A 22322-nucleotide genomic window follows, 5' to 3' on the forward strand; every position below is an offset into this window, starting at 1 on the left:
GCATGAAACCACTCTGACAGACTGGCGGGATCAATCAATAGGATCCCCACGATCATTGAAAATAAATATTACTAACTGTCAATAGGGCCCTGGTGAACGGTTACCCCATTCTCCCGCACCTTTGCGACACAATACTTTGAAGCATTGTTCGATCGCATCAGCGCAAGATCTTTGTTTTCGAAAACCAAAAGAATTGCCGTCACTGTTTGTCTCCACTTCTGGCTCAACGGCTAGCAAATACAGTGCTTGCATCCCACGATCCAGCATTGTGGGGATACCGAGAGGTCTTCTCTGCCCATTTGACTTTGGAATAAAGACTCGCCTTAATGGACTTGCCTTGTATCCAGAGCGTTTGAGCGATGAGATTGCTCGCCATTTTTTAGTAGCACTTTGCCATGTTTCGCCATCAATACCAGACGTTTTACGCCCTTTGTTCTCCGTTACTTGTTTAACCGCAAGGGCTTTCGCATAAAAGGAATGAGTCAATAACCATTGCAGACTTTTAACTTTCCCTTTTCTCCCTTGCTTTACTGCTTTCACAATACGCGCTTGCAATGATCCTACGTAGCGCTTTGCAGCCTTCCAATCGATGTTAGACCAGCATTGCGCTTCGTTTATAGGTGCACATTGTTCATAAGAGCAATTCATTTGCATTCCTAAGCTAAAATCTTATTACAAATTTCTTGTGATTAACCACTCGATGGAAGTGGGCTATGCTTTCGCATGATGTCACGTTCAATACATCTATCCTTGCCATTACAGCAAGGCATTCGCTTTCTCCATCGTCCTTTACCCGCATGCCCGTCATTCATTCTTACGAAGAAACTACCTCAACGAGGAAGCATACGGGCTTACCAAGTTCCACTTTATTCACATAATGGGTTAGTGTCAGTCAATCCGCCGGGGGCACATTAAATTGCGTAACATGAGACTAGAGCATGTTAACTTGTCCACCACACCTTTTGGTTCAAGCTTGTCAGCATCTTTAGCTTGTTTATAATGACGACAGTTAAAACTGTTCAGTTAATTACACATACCATTAATTCCTAGGGCCCAACCGCATGATGCTTGCAGTTTGTTCAACATCACTGTTGAACTTAAGGCTACATTGTCTTTCGAGCTTCACACCTCACCATTGCTAGTAACGCATGTCGAAATAGGAAACCTTCGGCAATACGAAGGGTTGAATCAAAGTTCAACAGTAAACAAAGCGACTTCTTGTCGCACCGAGGCGTTTATACCAGAGTGCGAAGCCCGTTTTATCCCAATAGAGTATTTTGACCTTATCGCGCTTTTTGTTGCAGAAGACGAACAGCGCATCGTGAAACGGATTCAGTTTCATATCCTGCTCAACCACGACAATTAAGCCATTAATCGATTTGCGGAAGTCGACGATATCCATGTACAGGTAAATGTCGGCAGGCTCTACGAACATCTTCATTCGGCCAATGCCTTCATCACAGTAGCAACCCAGTGAGGGTTAATATTGGTTGGCACGGTAAGTTGGGCATTTCCAAGTTGCAAGAGAAGTTCGCCACCCATTTCTTCAGTGTAGGATTCAACCTTCGTGACTTCACGTTTCACCTGAACAAACTTGCTGCTTGTTCGTTGAAGCCGAATATCGCGACGTCGGGTATAGTAAGTTTGAACGTTAATCTGCTGCTGACGACAAAACTCTACCGCAGTGAGTCCGCTTTGCTTTTGCTGCTCGAATAAGTTGAGCCAGTCTTGCACTTCTCTTCGTTGATATTGCGGCATGGTCATTCTCCTTAGTAAAGAGAACACCATGCCGTAGCTAACTTATGAATTGAATGTGGGGATTACCGGACGCTCACAATTTAATACTGGTATTGAATTGACTCCGATACTGTGTGAAGCGTCTGAAGCTATCGGAGCAAGTCGATTTACCTCAGCCTACATTAATGCAAAAGATGAAAGAGACTATTATTTTTCCAAACAAAACACTTCGCCATTGTCTCCAAGCGATAGAGCTATTGAATCTTGGGAACTTAGGAACAAGTACCTAAAGAATTTTTACGGTGAACTAAAGGCTATTGCAATAGCAATCTGGGAGCACGAACCCTACATTCGATACGGCGTTGTCTCATTTTCTCTAATAGATAAAATTTATCAAGGTCAACCAAGACACTCCGCTAATGCCAAAGAAATAAGTCAATTTCTTTATGAAAAAGGCTTCACTGTTCCTAGTGCCAGAAAAATGAATCAATATTTTAAGGACTGCAAATTCACACCTCAAACGGCAATAAAACAAAGTACTCCTAGATTTATCAAGCTCAGTAACAATATAGACGCCAGAAGTTACCCTGAATTAGCATCCATATTACTCGACCGCATAGATTCAAACCTTATAAAATTAATAAACAGCTATGCTACCTGCAAAAAGTAGCAGTTCACAAATGTAACCCTCACAAACTACCATCTAAGATGCATTCCAGATTAAGAAATGGCCGCAATGGTGCAGCCATCACTTCTCAATTGGATCGCGAATAATTCCTTTTAATTCCAAATCGTTGCAAAATTGTTCTAATACGAATTCTACAAAGGTTTCGGCTTGAGCATTTCTAGAAGTAGCGAAGCGTTGAACTCCCATGTGTGAAGGCATAAAACTCCCTTTCCAAATAACGTGCTTATAAAGTATAAGTATGCCTTGCTTGGAAAGCCCTGTAAATCCAAAGGGTTAGTTTAGGTCATTAGGTAGGTATTAGGGGTTCTGTTAGCGATAGTTGGTACTTTGACAATATTTACCATACTTAATTGACCACAAATCCAAAATTTGACTATGACGTGAGCTCAATATTTAGCCGAAAAGCACTTAGATATAGTTTCACTTGCAAACGGAAAGCACAACTACTATTCGAGAAGCAACCGCATGATGAATCGTTTGATTATGATGAACATACAAAGCTCACGATCATACAAAAAATAAAATCAAACTCTAGATGCTTTGAACAACGTCTAAATCGTAGGATTAACGATAGCAGTCAACATAAAATATATTCTGCTAATTCGCATGAGGGGCTACCTGATTTTTATCTTAAAGCCGACTCTAATAGCTCATTGATAATACCACTTATTGTTATCCCACATTTCACTGTTAAACCAGCTGATAGGCAAGAGTTAGCATTAGCAGCGTCTAATATTTCAAAAGCACAGAATTGTTCAGTTAGCACTTTCGGTTTTATCGTTTTTGGTACTGAACTAAAAGTATCTAAAATCAGAATTTCAGAACAGCTTATTGATAAAAATAGAGCTAATTCAACAATACTTCAATTACTACAAAAAACTGAGTTGAATCCGGTTTTTATCAAACATGAATGCAATAACTGTCCATATTTTTCAAAATGTTATTCAGAAGCAAAAAGCACCAAACATTTATCACTATTACCTTACATCTCAGAAAAGCGAATTAGTGAGCTTAACAACAGGGGAATTTTCACTTGGGAGCAGCTTTCTTATACTTACAGAGCAAAAAAGAAAAAATCCCATACTTTAAATCACATGGTACCTCTGCGAGCACTGGCAATTCGCAAAGCGAAAGTTTTTGTTAATGAATACCCTGAAATTCCCTCAAGCAAAAACTTAATATTTTTCGATATTGAAGGTTTACCTCACGAGAACTACAAATATTTGCTCGGCTTAGTTGTAATTAGTAATGAGAATGGCCGAATCACAAATTCAGCCAGCTATTGGGCTGATACACAATCGGATGAATTGATAATAGTAAAACAATTCTTAGATTTTGTTACTGACTTTAAAGACGTTGTATTTTTTCACTACGGTAGTTATGAAATTGATTACCTAAAGTCACTAAAAAATAAGCTAGATGATTATTATCAATCCATTTGCAGTAAAGTTATCAGCAACTCCTTCAACACTTTATCTGTATTAAGAACACATGTGCTTTTTCCAACTTTTAGCAATAGTTTGAAAGATATAACTAACTATCTTGGCTTCAGTTGGAGCTCTCAAATAAAAACGGGCTATGACTCGATTCAAAGACGTTTAGACTGGCAATCAAATAACCGCAATGAAATTAAAGAATCTCTTATTGAATATAACAAGCTAGATTGCATGGCACTCAGCCAGCTAACTGTCTTTTTAAAAGGGTTAAAGCAAAGCTCTGATATAGTTAAGCCCAATCAACTAGAAAAACAAACGTATAACCTTTTCTGGCGAGATGAATATGCCATTGATGATATGCAAAATTTATTAGCACATGCCTATTTTGATTATCAAAAAGAGAAGGTGTCTGTATCCAATTCAACACGGCAACCTAAAATAAAAAAACAAGTTAGAGTCGGATACCAATTACAGCCCTATAAACCGAATAAAATAATAGAACTATCGCCTAAATGCTGTCCAAGCTGCAAAGCCTCTCTAAATAAATCAAAGGTTATTGGGGAATTAAGCAAAAAAATTACAGATATAAAATTTACAGCAAATAGTGCCAAGCGTTGGGTAGTCCTATACAAAACCAATAAGTTCAGGTGTATTTGTGGTTCAGTATTTCAAGATCCGGCATATCCAACACAAAAGCAGCATATCGGCTTTAATGTTAAAGCGTATATAGTTTACCAGTACATGTTCAACAGACTAAGTCTGGCTCAAATCAAGAAAAACTTAAGCGAATTGTTCTCTTTAAACCTGAGTGGAGCATCGATCTTTGGTTACAAAGAAGATATAGCTAAATTTTTCAGCCCTGTATACAAAAAGCTGTTAACTAAGATCATAGAATCCAACGTAATTTATATAGACGAAACGCCATTCAAACTCGAAGAAGGCACTATTTACGGTTGGGTACTTTCCAACGGAGTTGACGTTGTTACTTTGTATAGGGAAAACAGAAGTTCTGATTTTTTACTCGAGTTACTCAAGGACTTTAAAGGTGTTATTGTCAGTGACTTTTATTCGGGGTATGACCGACTTAATTGTAAAAAGCAACGCTGCCTGATCCATCTGATCAGAGATATGAACCACCTATTGTTACGATACCCTGATGATACCGCATTAAAGGTTATTACAAGCAACTTCACGGAATTACTAGCTGGAATAGTAAGAGATATCGAAGAAAGATCTAAATCTCGCAAACGGTATTTAAAGAGATTTAAGCCAGAAATACATTTATGTCACAAAACTATTGTTGCAACAGACTGCCATAATATTGATACAAAAAAACTGCAGAGCAGGTTGTTAAAGTATTGGCATGAATTGTTTGAGTTTACTAATCACAATGACATTCATTGGAATAATACTGTGGCAGAACATGCTATTAAGCTTATAGCTACTCACAGAAATAAAAACCTAAAATACTTAAGCATTAAAAAAATTGAAGATTACATGACGATTCTAACAATCTACCAAAATTGTGAAATCAAAGAAAAAAGTTTTCTTCGATTCTTATTAAACCAAAAGCCTGACGACATTTTATAGCTAACGACAAAAGTCTGGAATATCAATACTTAAGTATTTACCTTATCGACTTTTAATCGTCTTTAAATTGGGCATACGATACAAAAAGTTACTCGAGTATTTCAGTATCAACCTTAACGGTATGTGATTTCATAACCCAATGCTTTGTATCCCTTTTCACGTTTTGAAAACATTCGCTTCAGTGTTGGGAAGGTATCGAGGTAATCATAAACCTGAACTGAATTTTTGTTACTCCACTCTCGTCCTATTCGTCCGGCATATTGAGCTAATATACCCTTCCATGCTATCGGTAAGGTGATGAACAACGTATCCAAGTATGGTAAATCAAACCCTTCGCCAACATACTTACCCGTTGCAAGAATTACCTGTTTATCGTTACTTAGATCTACATTTTCTTCGAGCATAGCGATACGCTCTTGCCGCTGTTTAGCTGATATTCCACCATGCAACTCTACAACCATTAGCTCTTTCTTCGTTAGTAAAGCTGACAAAAGCTCGATGTGCTCTTTTCTTTCGGTTAACACCATTACAGCACGTTTATCATCAATACAACTGAGAATATCGTCGACGATCTTTTGGTTTCTGCAATCACTGTTTACTAGGTGCTTATAAATTTGTGAAATATGAGGCTTAGTATCAGGCTCTAGCCACTCCTTAGGAAACGTTGTATCTGTTTCATGTGCTATCACTTGCTGATTAAGCATTGAACCTGATTTAACGCCTTTATAAACAATATCTCCAAGTTGAAACATCATCAGCTTTTCTAAGCCATCTTGGCGTTTTGGTGTTGCAGTGAATCCATGAATGAATTTTGCGTGACTGGACTTGATCAAGCTTTCATAGTTTGATGCTGGTAAATGGTGGCATTCATCAACAATAATTTGCCCATATTTTTCAATGTATGGCTTTATATCCATGCCGTTTCGACTAACTAAACTTTGATATGTGGCTACATCAACCTGATACGACAGCTTTTCCTTACCACCAAGTAATGAACCAACTTCAGTATCTTTTAGAAAAACATTAATACGTTCTAACCACTGTTCAGCCAGTTGCCGACTGTGAACTAATATCAATGTGTTTACTTTACGTTTAGCAACCAATGCTAGTGCCGTGACAGTTTTACCAAAGCCAGTAGAAGCTTCCAGTATGCCAACCGATGATTCTAATAACGCATTAACCGCCTTATTCTGCTGACTTTTCAGCTTTCCAGTAAACTTAACTTTGGCAAGGTTGTCACCTGAAAACCGCTTATCATCGAAAATGATTTCAATTTTTTGTTCAGTTAATTGAGCTTCTACAGATGATAAACACCCTCTGGGTAAAATTAAAAATGTACCTTCAACATGAGCGGCGCAAATATATCTTGGAATGCCAATAGTAGATAAGCGAAGGCCTTGCCGTTTATAAAACTCAGAATTAGAAAATACTGCTAACTGTTTAAGTCTTGATGTTAATTTGCCGGGAAGTTTATCTATAGGAATATAAATCTGATCTGCAATAACTAAGGTTATTTCTTCTGGGCAATTGGCAATCACATCATTATCAATAGAAGAGAGTTTCTTCCAAGGTGTGTCTGCCAAGTCATTATTAGCTTTTTCATCAATTAACGTTATTTCATCCAGCAAGCTATCAAGTTACCAAAGCCACCTTCTGGCATAACATCTTGATTCGGAAACAAACGATCAAAGCAAGTAAATGAGAGCGCAGGGTACATTTCCATCGCTTTCGTTAATAGCCCATTACCCAACTTTCTAGCTTTGGCTGTTTCAATAGCTTGCGAAAAGAAGATCCATACATGTCCACCATTGCCGCTTCTAGAGCGTTCGATAATGTGAGGTACTTTATAAAAATCACAGGCTTCAGAAAAAGCTTTAACGGAGTGAATCCAATCGTCTTTATCAAAATCAGCAGCAAGAATGTGGGTTGTATTATTCTCTAGAAGTGGGTAAATACCAATCGTTTGATTCCCTTTTAGGTGATCAAATATCGCTTGACCATCATAATGCTTGAATTGTTGATTTGAGCATTCTGTGCAACTAATCCGTGGTTTATTACAAACTTTAGGTTTCCATTCATTCCAACACGCTGGCGAATAACCACTTCGACCATTTTGCGATTCCCAACGAAACGGATAAACGTCATTTCGACCTTTAAAATAAGAAATGAATAAATCGACTTTAGCTTCAGGTGAAACGTGTTGGTTAAAGTGTTTGGCTAGCTCGACTTCTTGTTGTGCAAGAATACTATTACGTTCATTTAACAACGACTCTTTTTCTTCAGCGAGTCGCTGAAGCTGATTATCAATTTCTAAGAGTCTATCTGATAACGAACTGGACACATTTATAACTCAAAAGCAGTTTTAAGATTTTCAGCTCTTAATATTCGCATGATATCAACGTAGTCATTAGAAACGACATAGTAAATAGCATGTTTCCCATACACACTTCGTCTATATCCCTTGCGAATATGAGCAACAGCCTGATAATGCAACGGGTTTTCCGCTATGCTTTGAAACTGAATAATCAACCCATCAACGTATGATTTGGCCTGAGCTAACCCAAAGTTATCAATGCCATATTCAAAAAGCAGCTCGAAATCCTGATCGGCAGCAGAGCTTAATCTATACTTCGCCATTAGTTTGTTTTCGAGCAATCACTGCATTAACAATATCTTCAGGAGAACGAGAGCTAAAACCGCTTTGCTCTGCTTTGATCAGTTCTTGCCTTATAATTTCAACTTCGCTTGTACGCATTTGCTCTTTTCTGATCAAATCTCGTAATAACTCGCTGTCACTAGCATAGTCTCCAGTTGCAAGTTGAGCTTGCATCCATTGTTCTTGTTGATCAGTTACTGTGATACTTTTCTTTACCATTGCCATAATTTACCTCCAATGAAAGAAATCTCGTAAGGATATAATCTTACTTTATACTACCACAATAAAGTTTAGTTCAGAACTGGTAAGAATCAATTTGAGTTACACCATACAATTCATAGGTGGTAACAATATCGGTAAGTTGCTGGTCATGACCACGTTAAAATGGGCACTTATAAAGGGATTACAAGCTAGCCAACGGGGCCTCATAATCGGCAGGTCCCCTGTTCAAGTCAGGGTGGGGCCACCATTTCTTCTTTGAATTTCTTATCTGTATTAAAATTCTTCCCAAGAATATCTTACTCCTACGATAATATTCACTTGCGCTCACTTGCGCGCGCCGCCGCCCTACTATCTTAAACAGTCTTCTTGTCTCTATTGCTAACCTCTTTCAAATACACATCTACAGGCTACATTTACGTAAGCACACGTAAAACGTGTAAAAACACGTAAAAGCCCTTGCCTCATCATCCTCATAAAAGCTCAAATAATGCTTTATTTCATAGAGTTATGTAAGTTCAGATTTACACAAATGAAATAAAGATGAAATAAAAATAGCCAACAATTGCGCTACCTCAGGCAACAGTAATACGACATGCCCAAATAAGCATGCGTGGCTAGCTGAGCACTTAAACCAAACTTTACTTAGAACGGGAAATTCATGAACCATAAAACTCAGTTCAATCGCATCGCGATGGCTGTGGCTTTGTCTATTGGCGTTGCAACAACAGCCGTTGCAGCCACTGGTCAATCATCAGCTATGCGCGGCACCATACTAGGCCCTCAAGGTAATCCCGCAGCAGGCAGTTCAATTACTATTATTCATCAACCTTCAGGAACGGTAAAAGAGACCACCGTAAATGAAGAAGGCGCATTCTCAGCACGAGGTTTACGTGTTGGTGGCCCTTATATGATTATCGTAGAGTCACAAAAGTTCCAAAGCCGTGTTATCGAAGATGTATATTTAGAACTGAATGACACATTCGAACTTGATGCTGCCCTTGAAACTACTTCTGATATAGAGCGTGTAACGGTAACCGGTAGCCGCGACTTTTTCTCAAACAACGGTTCAAATTCAGTATTTGGTGAATCGGCTATTGAGAACATGCCTACCTTTAACCGAGATATAAAAGATATTGTTCGTTCAAACCCGTTAGCGGTGGTAAGTGCCGATGGTGAAGAATTAAGTATTGCCGGCTCTAACCCGAAATATAATACTTTCACCGTTGATGGCGTAGGCGTTAACGACACCTTCGGCCTACAAAGTAACGGTTACCCTACGTCACGCCCCCCAGTGTCTTTAGATGCTATTGGCCAAGTATCTGTTGAGTTTACGCCCTTTACCGCCCGCGCAGGTAAATTTGGCGGTGGTAACGTGAACGTGGTGACCAAATCAGGTACCAATGAATTTCACGGTACGGCATTCTATGAAGAAGTGCCTTTCTCTGGCACCGCAAAAGACACCAAACTTTACAACACGGAATATGACGTCGATAACGATGAATCGTCCTACGGTTTCACTCTTGGTGGTCCATTAATAAAAGACAAACTTTTCTTCTTTGGCTCCTATGAAAAATGGGAAGAAGAAATCGATACCGGCTTTAACTCTTCAGCCTATCCTACAGAGCTCGTAAGCGCGGCAGAAGACGTGATTGCTGCCCTTAGCGATACCTACGGCCTTGAAGATTCAATAGCGGGCGCGCCTGATGCAGACGAAGATGAAAAATACCTCATTAAATTAGACTGGAACATTAACAACGACCACCGTGCCGATTTCACCTACAGCTATCAAGAAAACACAGCGGCACAAAACTACAACGAAGATTCAGATACTATTTTATTAACTTCGAATACCTGGACCCTTGCGCAAAAAAATACTTACTACACTGCCCATGTCTATTCTGACTGGACAAATAACCTTCAAACAGAAGTTAGCCTTTCTTACAAAGAGTTTGAACAAGCCTCTGTCACGGCTTCTGATTGGGGTGAAATAAACGTTGATACCGCAGCGGGCACAGAGAGTGGCTACACCGTAGTAGCAGGCGTAGATGAAAACCGCCATGCAAATGTGCTAGAAAACGAAGTGTGGAACTTTGCATTGCATGCTACTTACTTAGCTGGCGATATTGAATATAAGTTTGGTACTGAAATAGAAAACACGTGGAACTACAACCTATATGGTCGTGATTCTTTAGGCACTTGGTATTTTGACGATACTGAGGCATTCGCTAATCAGGAAATCTCTTATTTCGAATATGCCAACGCGTATACAAATGATGTTCAAGACCTTGCCTATGACGTTGAAAGTACGGTTTACTCACTTTACGGTGATGCTACTTATGAAGTGTTTGACGACTTTACGGTAACCGCAGGCCTTCGCTACGAGTACCTTACCGTTGAAGACTCACCACAATTAAATAGCAACTTCGCTAGCACCTATGGCTTTGCGAATACTGAAAACCTCGATGGCTTCGATATTTTCCTTCCACGCGTCAGCTTTAATTGGGATATCAACGACGACTTAACCCTTCGTGGTGGTGCTGGCCGCTTCTACGGTGGTATGCCACTGGTTTGGATATCTAACGCTTACACCACCGATGGTGTAACCAACGACTCAGTAACCTTTTCTAGCCTTGACACAAGCTCGGTAGACTTCACATCAGTTCCTACAGAAGCCCAAAGTGCGTTAATGCAAGGTGCGGGAAGCACGAACTCAATCGATCCAGATTTTGAACTGCCCTCTGACTGGCGCTATCAAATTGCGGCCGACTATACCTTTGATATACCTACCTTGGGCGACAACTTCGCGTGGACAACTGAGTTAACCTACGTTGACCGCGAAAATGCGGCTTATTGGGAAGACTTATCTCGTATCGATAATGGTAACAGTACTCCAGATGGCCGTATTATTTGGGACAATGTTTACGACGGCACTGAATATGAAGACAACTATGATATTCAATTAACCAACTCGGATGACGGCGGCCGTAGCATTCTGTTTACCACTGCGTTAGCTAAACAATGGGATAACGGCATAAGCCTAAATACATCCTATACCCACCAAGATATTACTGAGGTTAACCCAGGTACAAGCTCAACGGCAGAGTCGAACTACCAGTATGAAGTAACGGTTAATCGTAACGACCCTACCGTGGGCACCGCTTACTATGAAACCAAACACCGTTTTTTAGTGAACCTTGGTTACACTCATGAGTATTTTGAAGGTTATAGCACTAACTTCAACTTATTCTTTGAACGTCGCTCTGGTCAGCCTTTCTCTTGGGTACTAGGTTCATATCAAAGCGGCGGTTTGGGCGATCAAACTGCGTTTGATGATTCAGACGTGTATCTTCCTTATATCCCTTCTGGCGCCAACGATACGGCGATAGATTTCGACAATGGCCTTAGCTACGACGAAATTATGGCGATTGCTGAGCAAGCAGGTGTCGCTGGAAGCGCTGGCGGATATGTTGGAAAGTACTCGTCCACTCAACCTTGGATCACCACAGTAGATTTAGCTATTTCGCAAGAAATTCCAGGGTTTGTTGAAGGCCACAAAGGTCGTATTTATTTGAATATCGATAACTTTGCGAACCTGTTAAACAGTGACTGGGGTAAAGTGTATGAAATGACTTATCCTCAGCAAATACTGTTTGATTACGACATCAACGATGCGGGCCAATATGTTTATTCTGAGGCTTACGGCGGCACAGACACCAGCAACTATGACTCGTTTGATGAAGAGCAATCTACATGGCGAATTAAGGTAGGCGTGAAGTATACCTTCTAATTTTTAAATAAATATATTCATCAGGACAAAGCCAGCTGCATTTAGCTGGCTTTTTTATTTCAGTATTAATGACGCATTTAATATGCTGAGTTTAGCGTCAAAAAAAGTTGGCAAGCTATTTGTAAGTTCAGGGTCAGGTATTAAATAAATGAGTGCCTAATACGCACTGAACAACGAGATTTTGACACTATGCGGCTACCAACCAAACAACTTATCAGTAAAATTGAAACACTATCTAATGATTTGTCACAAGACCAGCTATCCAACTTTCTTGATATCATTAACGCGATGACTGCACTCGTTGAAGAAGCTAGCGAGTTGAGTAACCACGATGGCGCACCAAAAATCGAAGAAATACCTGCCGCCGGGTCGATTATGCATTGAAGATTGAGGTCATAAACCTATGTTTTTATATATGCTTATCTTTATAACCTTTACCGGTTAAAGGTCGCGATTACCTATTTGCAATGATCACTCAGCTGCTTTTATAGTTAACGCGGTTTTCTTAACATTATCGTCGTTAGGAAACCGCAATAGGGCTTCTTCAATCAGTATCTGAGCTTTGGCTAGATTTCCATTACTAGCAAGGGCGTAAGCATAGTTGTTTATATAAGCCGCCTGACTTTGACCTACTTGATAGCCCTCTTCAAACCATTTCACCGCTTTCTCTGGTTGTTCATCTAAATAGTAATTCCCCAACAAAAAATAAGCTAACCATTGATTGGGCCACTGCTTTGTAGCAGTTCCTAAAAAGGCAATAGCTTGCTCGTCCTTTCCCACCTCTAACATATCGTAAGCAGCACTAATGTAAGTAAACGAATTCATCTTATCGCTGATTTTATTTGGAGGAACTGGCGCTAATAGCCAATAATTTCCTCTTCCCCATGTTTTTTCAAATAGTTCGAAGGACATGGTGTGATTGGGCGTTAAGCCCGTATGCAAGGTCATGGTGCGAGTGGTTAAATCGAAACCTGTCACTACCGCGTAGTGCCATTGGGGTAGCAGTTGAATAGATAAATTTTGAAATACAATGACAGGTATATCACTACTCACTAACTGCATTAATTTAGTCAGCGTACCCCGTTCGGCATAAGGTAAAAAATCATACTGGCGCGTTGCCGTAATCATTTCTAGCTGTAAGCTTCCTTCTTTATCAGGAATAAATATTTGGGGGGCTATCTCATTCGCACTAATACTGTGCCCGTAATATTCAAATACTTCTGATAGCGTAGTGGGGCCACAAAAATATTGCTCCTGCGCATAGAATGGCACACTTTCTATAAGATGACTTTCGGGTAATCCAGTTGGAGCCTGCTGTGCCAGCCGGTCTGCTTGAGGAGTACCTTGGCACCCCATTAACAGCAAAAAGCCTGCAAAAAAGCAGGCTTTCATAAAGATACTTGAGCGCATCTTAGCTATTGATTGGGCGAATGAATGGGTACACATCTGTGACTCCCACTAAATCTAATATGGCAATAATAGCGAGTACGGTTAACACCGCTCCAACTACACCGCCAGCAGGTGCGTCGTTTAATTGGCTATTGAGCTGTGAAATTTCGCTATTCGTCATACCGTTTATACGAGAAATAGCATCGTTTTGTGAGACACCTAGACTTACCAATTTTTCCTGCACATCGGCGCGGCTGACCATGTCGATGAGTTGTTGTTTATTGAAAGCGTGAGCTTGTGCCTGCATAACGTTCTGAGAAGAAACAGCTTCAGCTTGAACCGTACCTGTAGTAACAACCAGAGCAGCAGTAGCGCCAACTAATAGTTTAGACATGTAATTCATAGGTATTCCCTTTCACTTCGTAGATTCTATAAACATTAAGATTTCTACATTGTTAAGTGAATTTTAGTTCACTAGTAAAAATTCTAAGATCCCCTAATTTTAATCGATTGGCTCCGCTAACCCGTATTCAGGCGCTTAGGCAGGCCTGCTGCACTTCCCCCCTTATAACGGCTTACGCCGGGGCATTTAATGCACCATAGGTTGAACTTCAGTTTTTTCCTATCACACCGATTCATTCTTTCAATTTTCGCCACAGTAAAGTTGTCTTTATACTTGTTTAAATCAACTCAACAGATTTAATAAACAGGTCAACGAAATGAATTCCTCTGCTGCGCCCACGTCCTTTCCTCTTTATGCCACCAAGCGCCCTAAACTTGCGCTTATCGCTGAAGGTGGTGGGCAGCGAGGGATCTTTACCGCTGGCGTATTAGATGCTTGGCTTGAAGCAGGTTACGACCCTTTTGACATGTTCATTGGCACGTCTGCGGGCTCACAAAACTTAACCAGTTTTTTAGCCCGCCAGAAGGGTTATGCGAAACGTTTAATTCGTGGCTTGTCTCGGCATAAGCGATTCTTCCAATTAGGCCGCGGCTTAATGGGCAAACATATTGTCGATTTGGATTGGTATTTTGAGAAAACGAAAGAAGCGAACCGCATTTTAGATTTCAAGGCCGCGAAAGAAAGCTTAGGCAATAGAGAGTTGTTAATTACCGCCACAAATTCTCGTGATCGTAAGCCTTATTTTTTAAGCCCCAAAGGCAGTGGTAATCAATGGCGTGAACTATTGAAAGCCTCTAGCGCTCTACCCTTTTTATACAAACAAGGCGTAAAGCTTACTACTGAATACAACGCGGTTTCGGTTAGCGAGAACAAAGCGAATTCGCTTCCTCAAGCACAACCTGAATCAGATTATTATTTAGATGGCGGCTTAGGAGCCCCCTTGCCTGTCCGTGAAGCTTACGAACGGGGTGCCAGAAAAATCGTGGTTATTCGTACTGGCGATGTGAATTTTCAAGCTCAATCAGCATGGCTTCACAAATTAAAATCACTGGTGTGCGCAACGGGACATTGCCCAAAAACAATTAACTACCTGGTTCAGCATGAACAAGCGTACAAGCAAGAGTTAGCGTTTATTGCTAATCCACCAGCGGATGTGGAAATTATTCAAATTTTTGCAGGCACTAAATTACACAGTAAATTACTGGGCAGTGCGGATAGCGATCTTCGCCACGACTATAAAATAGGCGTTGATGCAGGACGAGATTATTTATTTGAACATGGCGAACTGAATTTACCGATTGGCGATACATCTTTCGATACGAGTAATGATGATTTGAGCCGCGACATAATACCTAATTCGGCACATATACAGCACAGCGCTACACAGTTCGAAAAACAGCGCTTGTCAGCATAACCGGCTTGTTGTGTGAAATTAGGTGAAAATATCGTGAAAGGTATTAATGCCATATAAGGCTTTAAGTAGGCTCTAAGTAGACTTAAAGAATGCAAAGCGCTAAGTAATTGCCTAATACACAATAAAAAGCGTTTACCTTTCGGTAAACGCTTTTGATCGTACTAGGTTAGTGACGTATTAGATGAGGTTCGTTGCAATAGCGCCTGCTACTGTTGCAGATGCAAGTGAAACTAGCGCACTTGCAAATAACCACCACGCTGCCGATGCTGCAGTTGCTCTTACCGCTTCCGTTTCACGCAATGCCATGTCCTTCATTTGTGTTACACGGCTATCGATTTCATCTTTCATCGATTCCAACTTAGTGATCAGCTCTTCGCGTGCCTCATTGTACTTGGCAATATACTCGTCAATGTCTTCATTCGATAAGCGGTCATTGTTGGTCAACAATGCGCGAAGCGATCTTTCATCCATCTTCTTCATTCTGCTAAGTGCGATTTCTGGCGCATCGGTTGGATTGTCCAGCATATCCATGAAGTCAGATTTCAAATTGCGATACGCAAGTTCGGGTCTATCTAAGCTATCAAACCACTTTTGAATACGCTGCTCTAACTGGCTACGCTTAGCAGGAAGATTATCAACCTGTTCTTCGTATGAATCTTCATTACTTTGAAATTTAGCCACTACTTTGTCGTAAGTGCTTATTAGCTTTTCAGTTTTTGATGAGTCCATTTTAGGGTGGCTTTCAATAAGCGCTTTTAATGTATTTCTATCTAATTTAGATGCTCTATTTGAAATGATTCGCTGCGCATTTTTGGGGTTATCAAAAATAGCATTCATATCTTCCTGAAGTTTCTCAGGGGTAATTTCTTCTTGATCAGATTCATCTAAATATGATGAAAACTTAGCGCGATATTGGCGCCCTTTTTCTTCATCACCCGGTGAAAGTTTATCAAACGCGTCGGTTGCTCTATCTTGATTAGAACTGTTATTACTAATAGCACCTTTAATATCATCGTATGTTGAAGCAACTTTTTTCTTTTGGTCTTCATCCAAAGAAGGTCTATTACTAGCAATATCTAAAATGAGCTTACGAAGCGTATTAGAGTCATTCATCTCTAACTTTTCTTCCACTTCAATTTCATTAATCAGCTTTTCCATTTCTTTGCGTAAATCTTTAGCTGAGAACTGAGATTGTGTTGCTCTGTCTATATATTGCTTTACCTTTTTATCAAAATCTGACGTATTAAATTCACTTCTTACCTCTTCGTGAATAGCTTTCACGGTTTCCTTTGCGAAGCTTTGCGCTTTAGCTTGTTCGCTTTTCGCAAATCCACTGATAACGGTATCACTGGCTCCGGCTATACCTTTACGAAGAAAACTTAAAAGGTTTCCACACACTGCAGTGGTTAGTTTGATATCTACAACAACTGCCGTTATAAAAAATAGCGCCCATACCACTACGCCTAGAATTGCGCCATTTAGTACTGTACTTACTAAGCTTAATTCAATAGCAAGGTAAGTGGCGATGAAAAGCGAAATCGACATAGTTACGATAGTAAAGATACCTAACGCTGCTGAAAGCTTCTGGCCTGCCTTTTTCGTTGAATAAGACGAGTCGCTAGCGCTACTGCTATCGCTGGTGTCCTGAACATCTCCAATAGCACTAATACCTGAAGCGATGGCTAAATTGCTTAGTAGAAACTGAATCCCCACTGCAATAACAACGCCAGCAATAACGCTTACAAAAAAGTGACCAGAAAGTGATGTAGGAGAGCTTGCAACGATAGTTTGAGCTGTCGCTAACCCAGGTAACACTGAGAGTACAGAGGTGAGAAGTAACAAACAGATTTTGCGCATGGTGAATCCTTATTCCAATGAGAGAAGATCTAGTGAAAGAAAATGCAATGTTGTCCATTCATGGGTCAGCAAATTCAATACCAGAGCGGCTAAGAGCCTTTAAAACTTCCGAAAATTAGTCTGTAAGCTATTGTTTAACGCCTTTGTATTAACGTTTTAACGATAGAAGGTGAAAGTGAGCAAGCTAGAAAAAATATGATCGAGTATGAATTAAAGATGGCCTTTATGAAAAGTTTACATTTCTTTACTGTAATAATTCCGCAAATTTAAACCAATATAGCTAGCTTATAAAAATCACCCTATCCCACTTCTTTTTTTGACAACATCATGGCCACTCTAAATATCTTTTATACAAACCAAGAAAAACCAAAAATCACACTTTAAATAAAATAATAATTAGCGTGATTATATTTCAACTCGCTGCAAATAATTTACACATTAAATATAATAAAAGTTAAGAATTAAAATAAACTTCAACGCTATTAAAAAGTAAAAAAAACCTTATTTAAAAAATCACATATTTACAAAAAGCTTTGTAAAAAAATAACTTAACCCTGATTTTAAGATAAGAAAAGCGCCAAGTAATTGGTGTTGCATTTCCCTAGGTATGCAAGTTGCTTTAACTAGGTTGCTTCATCTAATTTGTCTTAACGATGTAGACAAGATTTTAAAGGTAGTTAAATTTAACATCAGAAGGAACAATCTAATGAACAATCGAAATAGACAGTCAATTTTTTCAAAGCCTACTGTAATCGCCAGTGTTATTGCGTTAACCCTAGGTGGTAGCGCATTTTACGTATCTGCTCAGGAATATAACGAGGCTACAAATTCCGAAATAGAAGTTGTGAAGGGTAAGACTGATGTTGAAGTTACTCAACCAGCGCCATCTGTAGACGTAAATCAAAAAGATCCAGAAGTCGATGTTGCGGTAGGCCAAGCGAAGGTCGATGTAGAATACCAAGACCCTGAAATTCGAATTCAACAGCAACAGCCTGAAGTTGAAGTAGTTCAGGCTGAGCCGCAAGTTAGCGTGGAAACCGCTGAACCACAAGTGACCGTAAACCAAGCAGAACCAGAAATAGTCATAGAGAAAAGTGAGCCTGAAATAAATATCGTTAGACGGGACGAAAACGGCGATATTCGCAAAGACAGTGATGCCGCTTATGTCAAGCATTTAACTGTTCAAGAGCTAGAAGACAAAGACATTGTTGGGCCCAATGGCGAAGAAGTCGGTTCTATAGAAGAGGTGGTTAAAAGTAACCAAAACGAAGAGCTGGCGCTGGTAGTGGAAAGCGGCGGTGTAATGGGCGTAGGCTCTCGTAAAAGCGTGCTCCCGTTGAGTGAAGTATCTCTGGAAAATGATGAAATTGTATGGAGTTCTGAAAAGAAGGTAGAGCAGTTGCCTGAATATTCAGATAGTCAGTTTGTTTCTATCCAACAAAAAGGCCAAACCATTGAAGACTTTTTAAGCGGTGAATAATTTAATAGCTTATTTAAAGACAACTTTTACAGCTTAAGAGGACATATATTATGAAATTCAATAAATTAAATACCGCTCTAGCACTCACGCTAGTAGCTACGTCACCTTCAATTTTTGCTCAAGAGATGGCTTCTGCTGAAAAGCAAAAGACAAACTATGACGCCGTAATCCAGCAGTACGATGTGAACAAAAACGGCGAACTAGATAAAGATGAGCTACAAGCTTATATGACAGAAAGCCAAACCAAATCTACTGAACGAAAGGGTGATAAAGTTTCTGTAACTCAGAAACCGGCAATAGTTACCATCAATCAAAAACCGGCTCAAATTACGGTGACACAACCTAAACCTGAGGTATCGATTACCACAAACGATCCTGATATCTCTATTCAACAGCCAGAACCGGAAGTTACGGTTTCGCAGGCAAAGCCTAAAGTAAACGTGAAATCGGGGAAACCAGCGGTTGATGTTAAACAGGATGATCCTGAAGTAGCGGTAAAACAACCCGAACCCACGGTTGATGTTGAACGCGAAGACATTTATGTGGAAGTAGACGACAATTAATACAAAGTGAGTCCACATGCGTTTTAGCCTGAGGTTATTTTTGGCTAAAATACATTCTTAGCATTCTTAGTATCCTTAGCGTTAGGGGGTAAGTCATATTACCCCCTTTTCGCTAAGTCATACGCCGTAGCAATTTTTCTAAAGTTTCATAGTATCGACAATACACGCAACCTACTCCCAAAAGATTATAAGGGCACGAGCCATTGATATCTCTGTTGCGTCCCGCTTTAATTGCTTATTGATTCACTACAAATTTGTGAAGATACAGCCAATAGCTCAAAATTTCCTCGACACAGCGGCCGTTATTCCTTATAGTGCGCGCCCAAAGCTTACTCGTACAAAACGCATTTTTTTGCGTTAACTACCAAGCTATCTTTTCTTCTGATTTACCCGCTGGATACCTGTTTTGATTACCACCGCCAATATCACCATGCAGTTTGGTTCTGCACCCTTGTTTGAAAATATCTCTGCCAAATTTGGTAACGGCAACCGCTATGGCCTTATTGGCGCAAACGGTTGCGGCAAGTCTACCTTCATGAAAATTTTGAGCGGTAAGTTAACGCCAAGTGCCGGTAACGTGTCTATGGCGCCAGGTACCAAACTCGGTATCTTAAGCCAAGACCAATTCGCCTTCGAAGAATTCAGCGTAGTTGATGCCGTTATTATGGGCGACCGTGAATTGTGGGAAGTCAAAAAAGAGCGTGACGAAATATACAGCAAGCTAGATATGAGTGAAGAAGACGGCATGCGCGTGGCCGACTTAGAAACCCAATTTGCTGAAATGGATGGCTACACCGCAGAAGCCCGCGCTGGCGACATCCTGAACGCAGCAGGTATTGAAGAACACTACCATTTTGGTTTAATGAAAGAAGTGGCGCCAGGTAAAAAAGTACGTGTTTTATTGGCCCAAGCTTTGTTTGCCGACCCAGACATTTTGCTTCTCGACGAACCGACCAACAACTTGGATATTTACACCATTACGTGGTTAGCCGATGAGCTAAATAAACGTAAATCCACCATGCTGATTATCTCGCATGACCGCCACTTCTTAAACTCAGTATGTACTCACATGGCTGATATCGATTACGGCGAATTACGTGTTTATCCAGGCAACTATGATGCGTTCATTGAAGCATCAATGTTGGTTCAAGAGCAGTTACTTAATGAGAACGCAAAGAAATCTGCTGAAATTGAAGAACTTCAAGGCTTCGTAGCGCGTTTCTCTGCTAACGCCTCTAAAGCGAAGCAGGCGACCTCTCGTGCTAAGCGCTTGGAAAAAATTGAGCTAGCTGAAGTTAAATCTTCTAGCCGCCGCAAGCCTTATATTGTGTTTGAACAGCACAAGAAACTGCATCGCTTAGCCATTACGCTAGAAGATGTAGGTCATGGCTACCCAGACCTTCCGTTATTTAACAACGCTAACTTATTGTTAGAAGCAGGCTCTCGCCTTGCTATCATTGGTGAAAACGGCGCGGGTAAAACTACCCTCTTAAAATGTTTAGTTGATGAATTATCACCTGAGCACGGTACGATAAAGTGGGCTGAAAATGCCGCTATTGGTTATATTCCACAAGATAGCACCAAAGATTTTGACTGCGATTTAAGCTTGTTTGATTGGATGAGCCAGTGGCGCTTGCCTAAGCATGACGACTTGCAAGTTCGTGGCATGTTAGGCCGCTTATTGTTTAGCTCAGACGACTTTAACAAGAAAGTTGCAGTATGTTCTGGTGGTGAGAAGAACCGCTTGTTGTTCGGTAAGCTGATGCTACAAGACATCAACGTATTGGTAATGGACGAGCCTACCAACCACTTAGATATGGAATCTATTGAAGCGCTGAACAATGGCCTTTATAAATTCGACGGCACGGTTATTTTTGTAAGTCACGACCGCGAGTTTGTGTCATCACTGGCCACGCAGATTATCGAAATAAAAGATAACAAGCTTAACCACTTTGAAGGTAACTACGAAGAGTTCTTGGCGCATAGCGAAGGCAAGTAGCCTTTAAAGTAGCCTTTAAAGTAGCCTTTAAAGTAGCCAATGTTATTGCTAAAGCCCAGCATGGTAAATTTACCTTGCTGGGCTTTTTAATATAGGGGACTTTTTAATATGGGAGGCTTTAAACACTACAACACCAACACCTTTTTTACTGTTTTTCTAACAATACAATTCCATGCGAAAAATCGGGCAATACTTGCTATACCGGCGTCTTTCGTAAATGCAAAAAAGCGCGCTTTAACTCGCTTGTACGCCAGCTCTCTATTTTCGTATTTCACATCAGCCATAGACGCATGATTTAAATGCGATGAATCTAAAAACTGCTGAATACTGTGATGATCACGCTTTTCAATGTTCAGTGGTAATTGTTTTTGAATTACGCCTTCATCGCGCTGCTTATCTAAAATACCATTAATGGTCAGCATGGCATTTAACCTGCCCCGCTCGTAATCATATTGGCGAAAGCGTTCATCAAAGAAGCCTAAAAATGCACCTAGCAACTCACCACTAAGCTCGTCTTTTTTGGCGGTAATGGTATAAATGGTTTTTAAATTGGTTGGGCCTAACCCCGCGGCATGCTCTAACAACGCAATGGTGTCTACCCATAGCTTAAAGTGACTTGGTGGAAGTGGTTTTTCTGCAACATCAACACGATATTGAGTAGCGAGCCGGGCAATATCGGCGGCATATTCAACAGTATTTCCACCATACACCACGGCGATCATTGAATCTATAATGGCTTGCTCTGCGAACACCTCTTCGCTGGTCGCGCTATACAGTTTTTCTCGTAAGGTGTCGGCTTGATGATCTAACCTAAGCACCTTTTCGTTGTCTTGCTCTTGCAGTAGCCACTCTTGAAACCCGCTTTGAAGGTACACGCTATTGAGCATTTGCTTGGCACTTTGTGCAAAGGATGCTGTTGTTGCATCAAATTCTGGATTGGCAGCACTCTCCCTAGGGCCTGTTGATCTTTGCTGCATATATTTCACTCAGCAGTACATGGGTAGCCACATCATCGAAAATGCCAGTGATACCATGCTGGCATAATTCCTTGCTAACTTTTCATACCTCGTTGATATTGAACGATAATGCTTTATTCGAGCA

Annotated in this window: 19 protein-coding genes and 1 pseudogene; 8 read left to right on the forward strand and 12 right to left on the reverse strand. The window is 40.4% G+C overall.

Features of this window, described 5'->3' with window-relative positions:
• Positions 1–78: 78 nt before the first annotated feature.
• The 3 genes from C7Y69_RS17580 to tnpA form a co-directional block, all read right to left on the reverse strand.
• A complete protein-coding gene (locus C7Y69_RS17580; RefSeq protein ID WP_126873612.1) occupies positions 79–648 on the reverse strand; it encodes a reverse transcriptase N-terminal domain-containing protein in 570 nt (189 codons plus the stop codon).
• Positions 649–1195: 547 nt separating this feature from the next.
• Positions 1196–1441 carry an IS66 family insertion sequence element accessory protein TnpB gene (gene tnpB / locus C7Y69_RS17590; protein WP_126873614.1) on the reverse strand — a complete coding sequence of 82 codons (246 nt, stop codon included), beginning with the start codon at positions 1439–1441 and terminating at the stop codon, positions 1196–1198.
• The gene (tnpA, locus tag C7Y69_RS17595; RefSeq protein ID WP_105936035.1) at positions 1438–1758 is read right to left on the reverse strand and encodes an IS66 family insertion sequence element accessory protein TnpA; all 321 of its coding nucleotides are present in this window, start codon (positions 1756–1758) and stop codon (positions 1438–1440) included. The genes tnpB and tnpA overlap by 4 nt, the downstream gene beginning before the upstream one ends.
• 55 nt (positions 1759–1813) lie before the next feature.
• On the opposite strand from tnpA, the gene C7Y69_RS17600 reads away from it, so the two are divergent.
• Positions 1814–2407, forward strand: coding sequence for a hypothetical protein (locus C7Y69_RS17600; RefSeq protein WP_126873616.1), 594 nt, complete (start codon positions 1814–1816; stop codon positions 2405–2407).
• A gap of 398 nt (positions 2408–2805) precedes the next feature.
• Positions 2806–5451 (forward strand): TM0106 family RecB-like putative nuclease, encoded by a 2646-nt coding sequence (locus C7Y69_RS17605; RefSeq protein WP_185864193.1) that lies wholly within the window; start codon positions 2806–2808, stop codon positions 5449–5451.
• A 113-nt stretch (positions 5452–5564) separates the two neighbouring features.
• Here the strand turns inward: C7Y69_RS17605 and C7Y69_RS17610 are convergent, their stop codons facing one another.
• The 4 genes from C7Y69_RS17610 to C7Y69_RS17620 are packed head-to-tail and all read right to left on the reverse strand — an operon-like array spanning position 5565 to position 8332.
• Positions 5565–7079, reverse strand: a complete 1515-nt coding sequence (locus tag C7Y69_RS17610) for a DEAD/DEAH box helicase (RefSeq protein WP_260563640.1) — start codon at positions 7077–7079, stop codon at positions 5565–5567.
• Entirely contained in the window at positions 7064–7792 is a 729-nt protein-coding gene (locus C7Y69_RS21945) for a TOTE conflict system archaeo-eukaryotic primase domain-containing protein (protein WP_260563643.1), read from the reverse strand. The genes C7Y69_RS17610 and C7Y69_RS21945 overlap by 16 nt, the downstream gene beginning before the upstream one ends.
• Before the next feature lie 2 nt (positions 7793–7794).
• A complete protein-coding gene (locus C7Y69_RS17615) occupies positions 7795–8088 on the reverse strand; it encodes a type II toxin-antitoxin system RelE/ParE family toxin (protein WP_126873619.1) in 294 nt (97 codons plus the stop codon).
• Positions 8075–8332 carry a type II toxin-antitoxin system ParD family antitoxin gene (locus C7Y69_RS17620; RefSeq protein WP_013785278.1) on the reverse strand — a complete coding sequence of 86 codons (258 nt, stop codon included), beginning with the start codon at positions 8330–8332 and terminating at the stop codon, positions 8075–8077. Before C7Y69_RS17620 ends, C7Y69_RS17615 begins: the two co-directional genes overlap by 14 nt.
• Positions 8333–8987: 655 nt before the next feature.
• Here C7Y69_RS17620 and C7Y69_RS17625 point away from each other — a divergent pair.
• Together C7Y69_RS17625 and C7Y69_RS17630 are read left to right on the forward strand one after the other, a co-directional pair.
• Entirely contained in the window at positions 8988–12116 is a 3129-nt protein-coding gene (locus C7Y69_RS17625; protein ID WP_126873621.1) for a TonB-dependent receptor, read from the forward strand.
• 189 nt (positions 12117–12305) lie between these two features.
• Positions 12306–12500, forward strand: coding sequence for a hypothetical protein (locus tag C7Y69_RS17630; RefSeq protein WP_126873622.1), 195 nt, complete (start codon positions 12306–12308; stop codon positions 12498–12500).
• An 87-nt stretch (positions 12501–12587) separates the two neighbouring features.
• Here C7Y69_RS17630 and C7Y69_RS17635 read toward each other — a convergent pair whose 3' ends face one another.
• A complete protein-coding gene (locus C7Y69_RS17635) occupies positions 12588–13508 on the reverse strand; it encodes a PA2778 family cysteine peptidase (RefSeq protein ID WP_260563647.1) in 921 nt (306 codons plus the stop codon).
• A 19-nt stretch (positions 13509–13527) separates the two neighbouring features.
• Entirely contained in the window at positions 13528–13899 is a 372-nt protein-coding gene (locus tag C7Y69_RS17640; protein ID WP_409513441.1) for a PA2779 family protein, read from the reverse strand.
• Between the two features lie 325 nt (positions 13900–14224).
• Between C7Y69_RS17640 and C7Y69_RS17645 the strand changes: the two genes are divergently transcribed.
• On the forward strand, positions 14225–15322 hold the full coding sequence (locus tag C7Y69_RS17645) for a patatin family protein (protein ID WP_126873626.1): 1098 nt from the start codon (positions 14225–14227) through the stop codon (positions 15320–15322).
• Between the two features lie 177 nt (positions 15323–15499).
• On the opposite strand, the gene C7Y69_RS17650 is transcribed toward C7Y69_RS17645, so the two are convergent.
• Positions 15500–17179: a hypothetical protein gene (locus C7Y69_RS17650; protein WP_126873628.1), complete on the reverse strand. Its 1680-nt coding sequence runs from the start codon at positions 17177–17179 to the stop codon at positions 15500–15502.
• Between the two features lie 706 nt (positions 17180–17885).
• Here C7Y69_RS17650 and C7Y69_RS17655 point away from each other — a divergent pair.
• The 3 genes from C7Y69_RS17655 to C7Y69_RS17665 all read left to right on the forward strand — a co-directional run bounded on the left by C7Y69_RS17655 (position 17886) and on the right by C7Y69_RS17665 (position 21221).
• Positions 17886–18659, forward strand: coding sequence for a PRC-barrel domain-containing protein (locus tag C7Y69_RS17655; protein ID WP_185864194.1), 774 nt, complete (start codon positions 17886–17888; stop codon positions 18657–18659).
• Between the two features lie 50 nt (positions 18660–18709).
• Complete coding sequence (locus C7Y69_RS17660; RefSeq protein ID WP_126873631.1) at positions 18710–19222, forward strand: EF-hand domain-containing protein; 513 nt, start codon at positions 18710–18712, stop codon at positions 19220–19222.
• A 406-nt stretch (positions 19223–19628) separates the two neighbouring features.
• Positions 19629–21221, forward strand: a complete 1593-nt coding sequence (locus C7Y69_RS17665; RefSeq protein WP_126873633.1) for an ABC-F family ATPase — start codon at positions 19629–19631, stop codon at positions 21219–21221.
• 125 nt (positions 21222–21346) lie between these two features.
• On the opposite strand, the gene C7Y69_RS17670 is transcribed toward C7Y69_RS17665, so the two are convergent.
• On the reverse strand, positions 21347–22198 hold the full coding sequence (locus tag C7Y69_RS17670; RefSeq protein ID WP_126873635.1) for a hypothetical protein: 852 nt from the start codon (positions 22196–22198) through the stop codon (positions 21347–21349).
• A 9-nt stretch (positions 22199–22207) separates the two neighbouring features.
• Positions 22208–22322 (reverse strand): annotated as a pseudogene (locus tag C7Y69_RS17675) (IS5/IS1182 family transposase); the annotation flags it as partial.

The sequence above is a fragment of the Alteromonas sp. KS69 genome, assembly GCF_003989595.1.
GTDB lineage: Bacteria > Pseudomonadota > Gammaproteobacteria > Enterobacterales > Alteromonadaceae > Alteromonas > Alteromonas naphthalenivorans.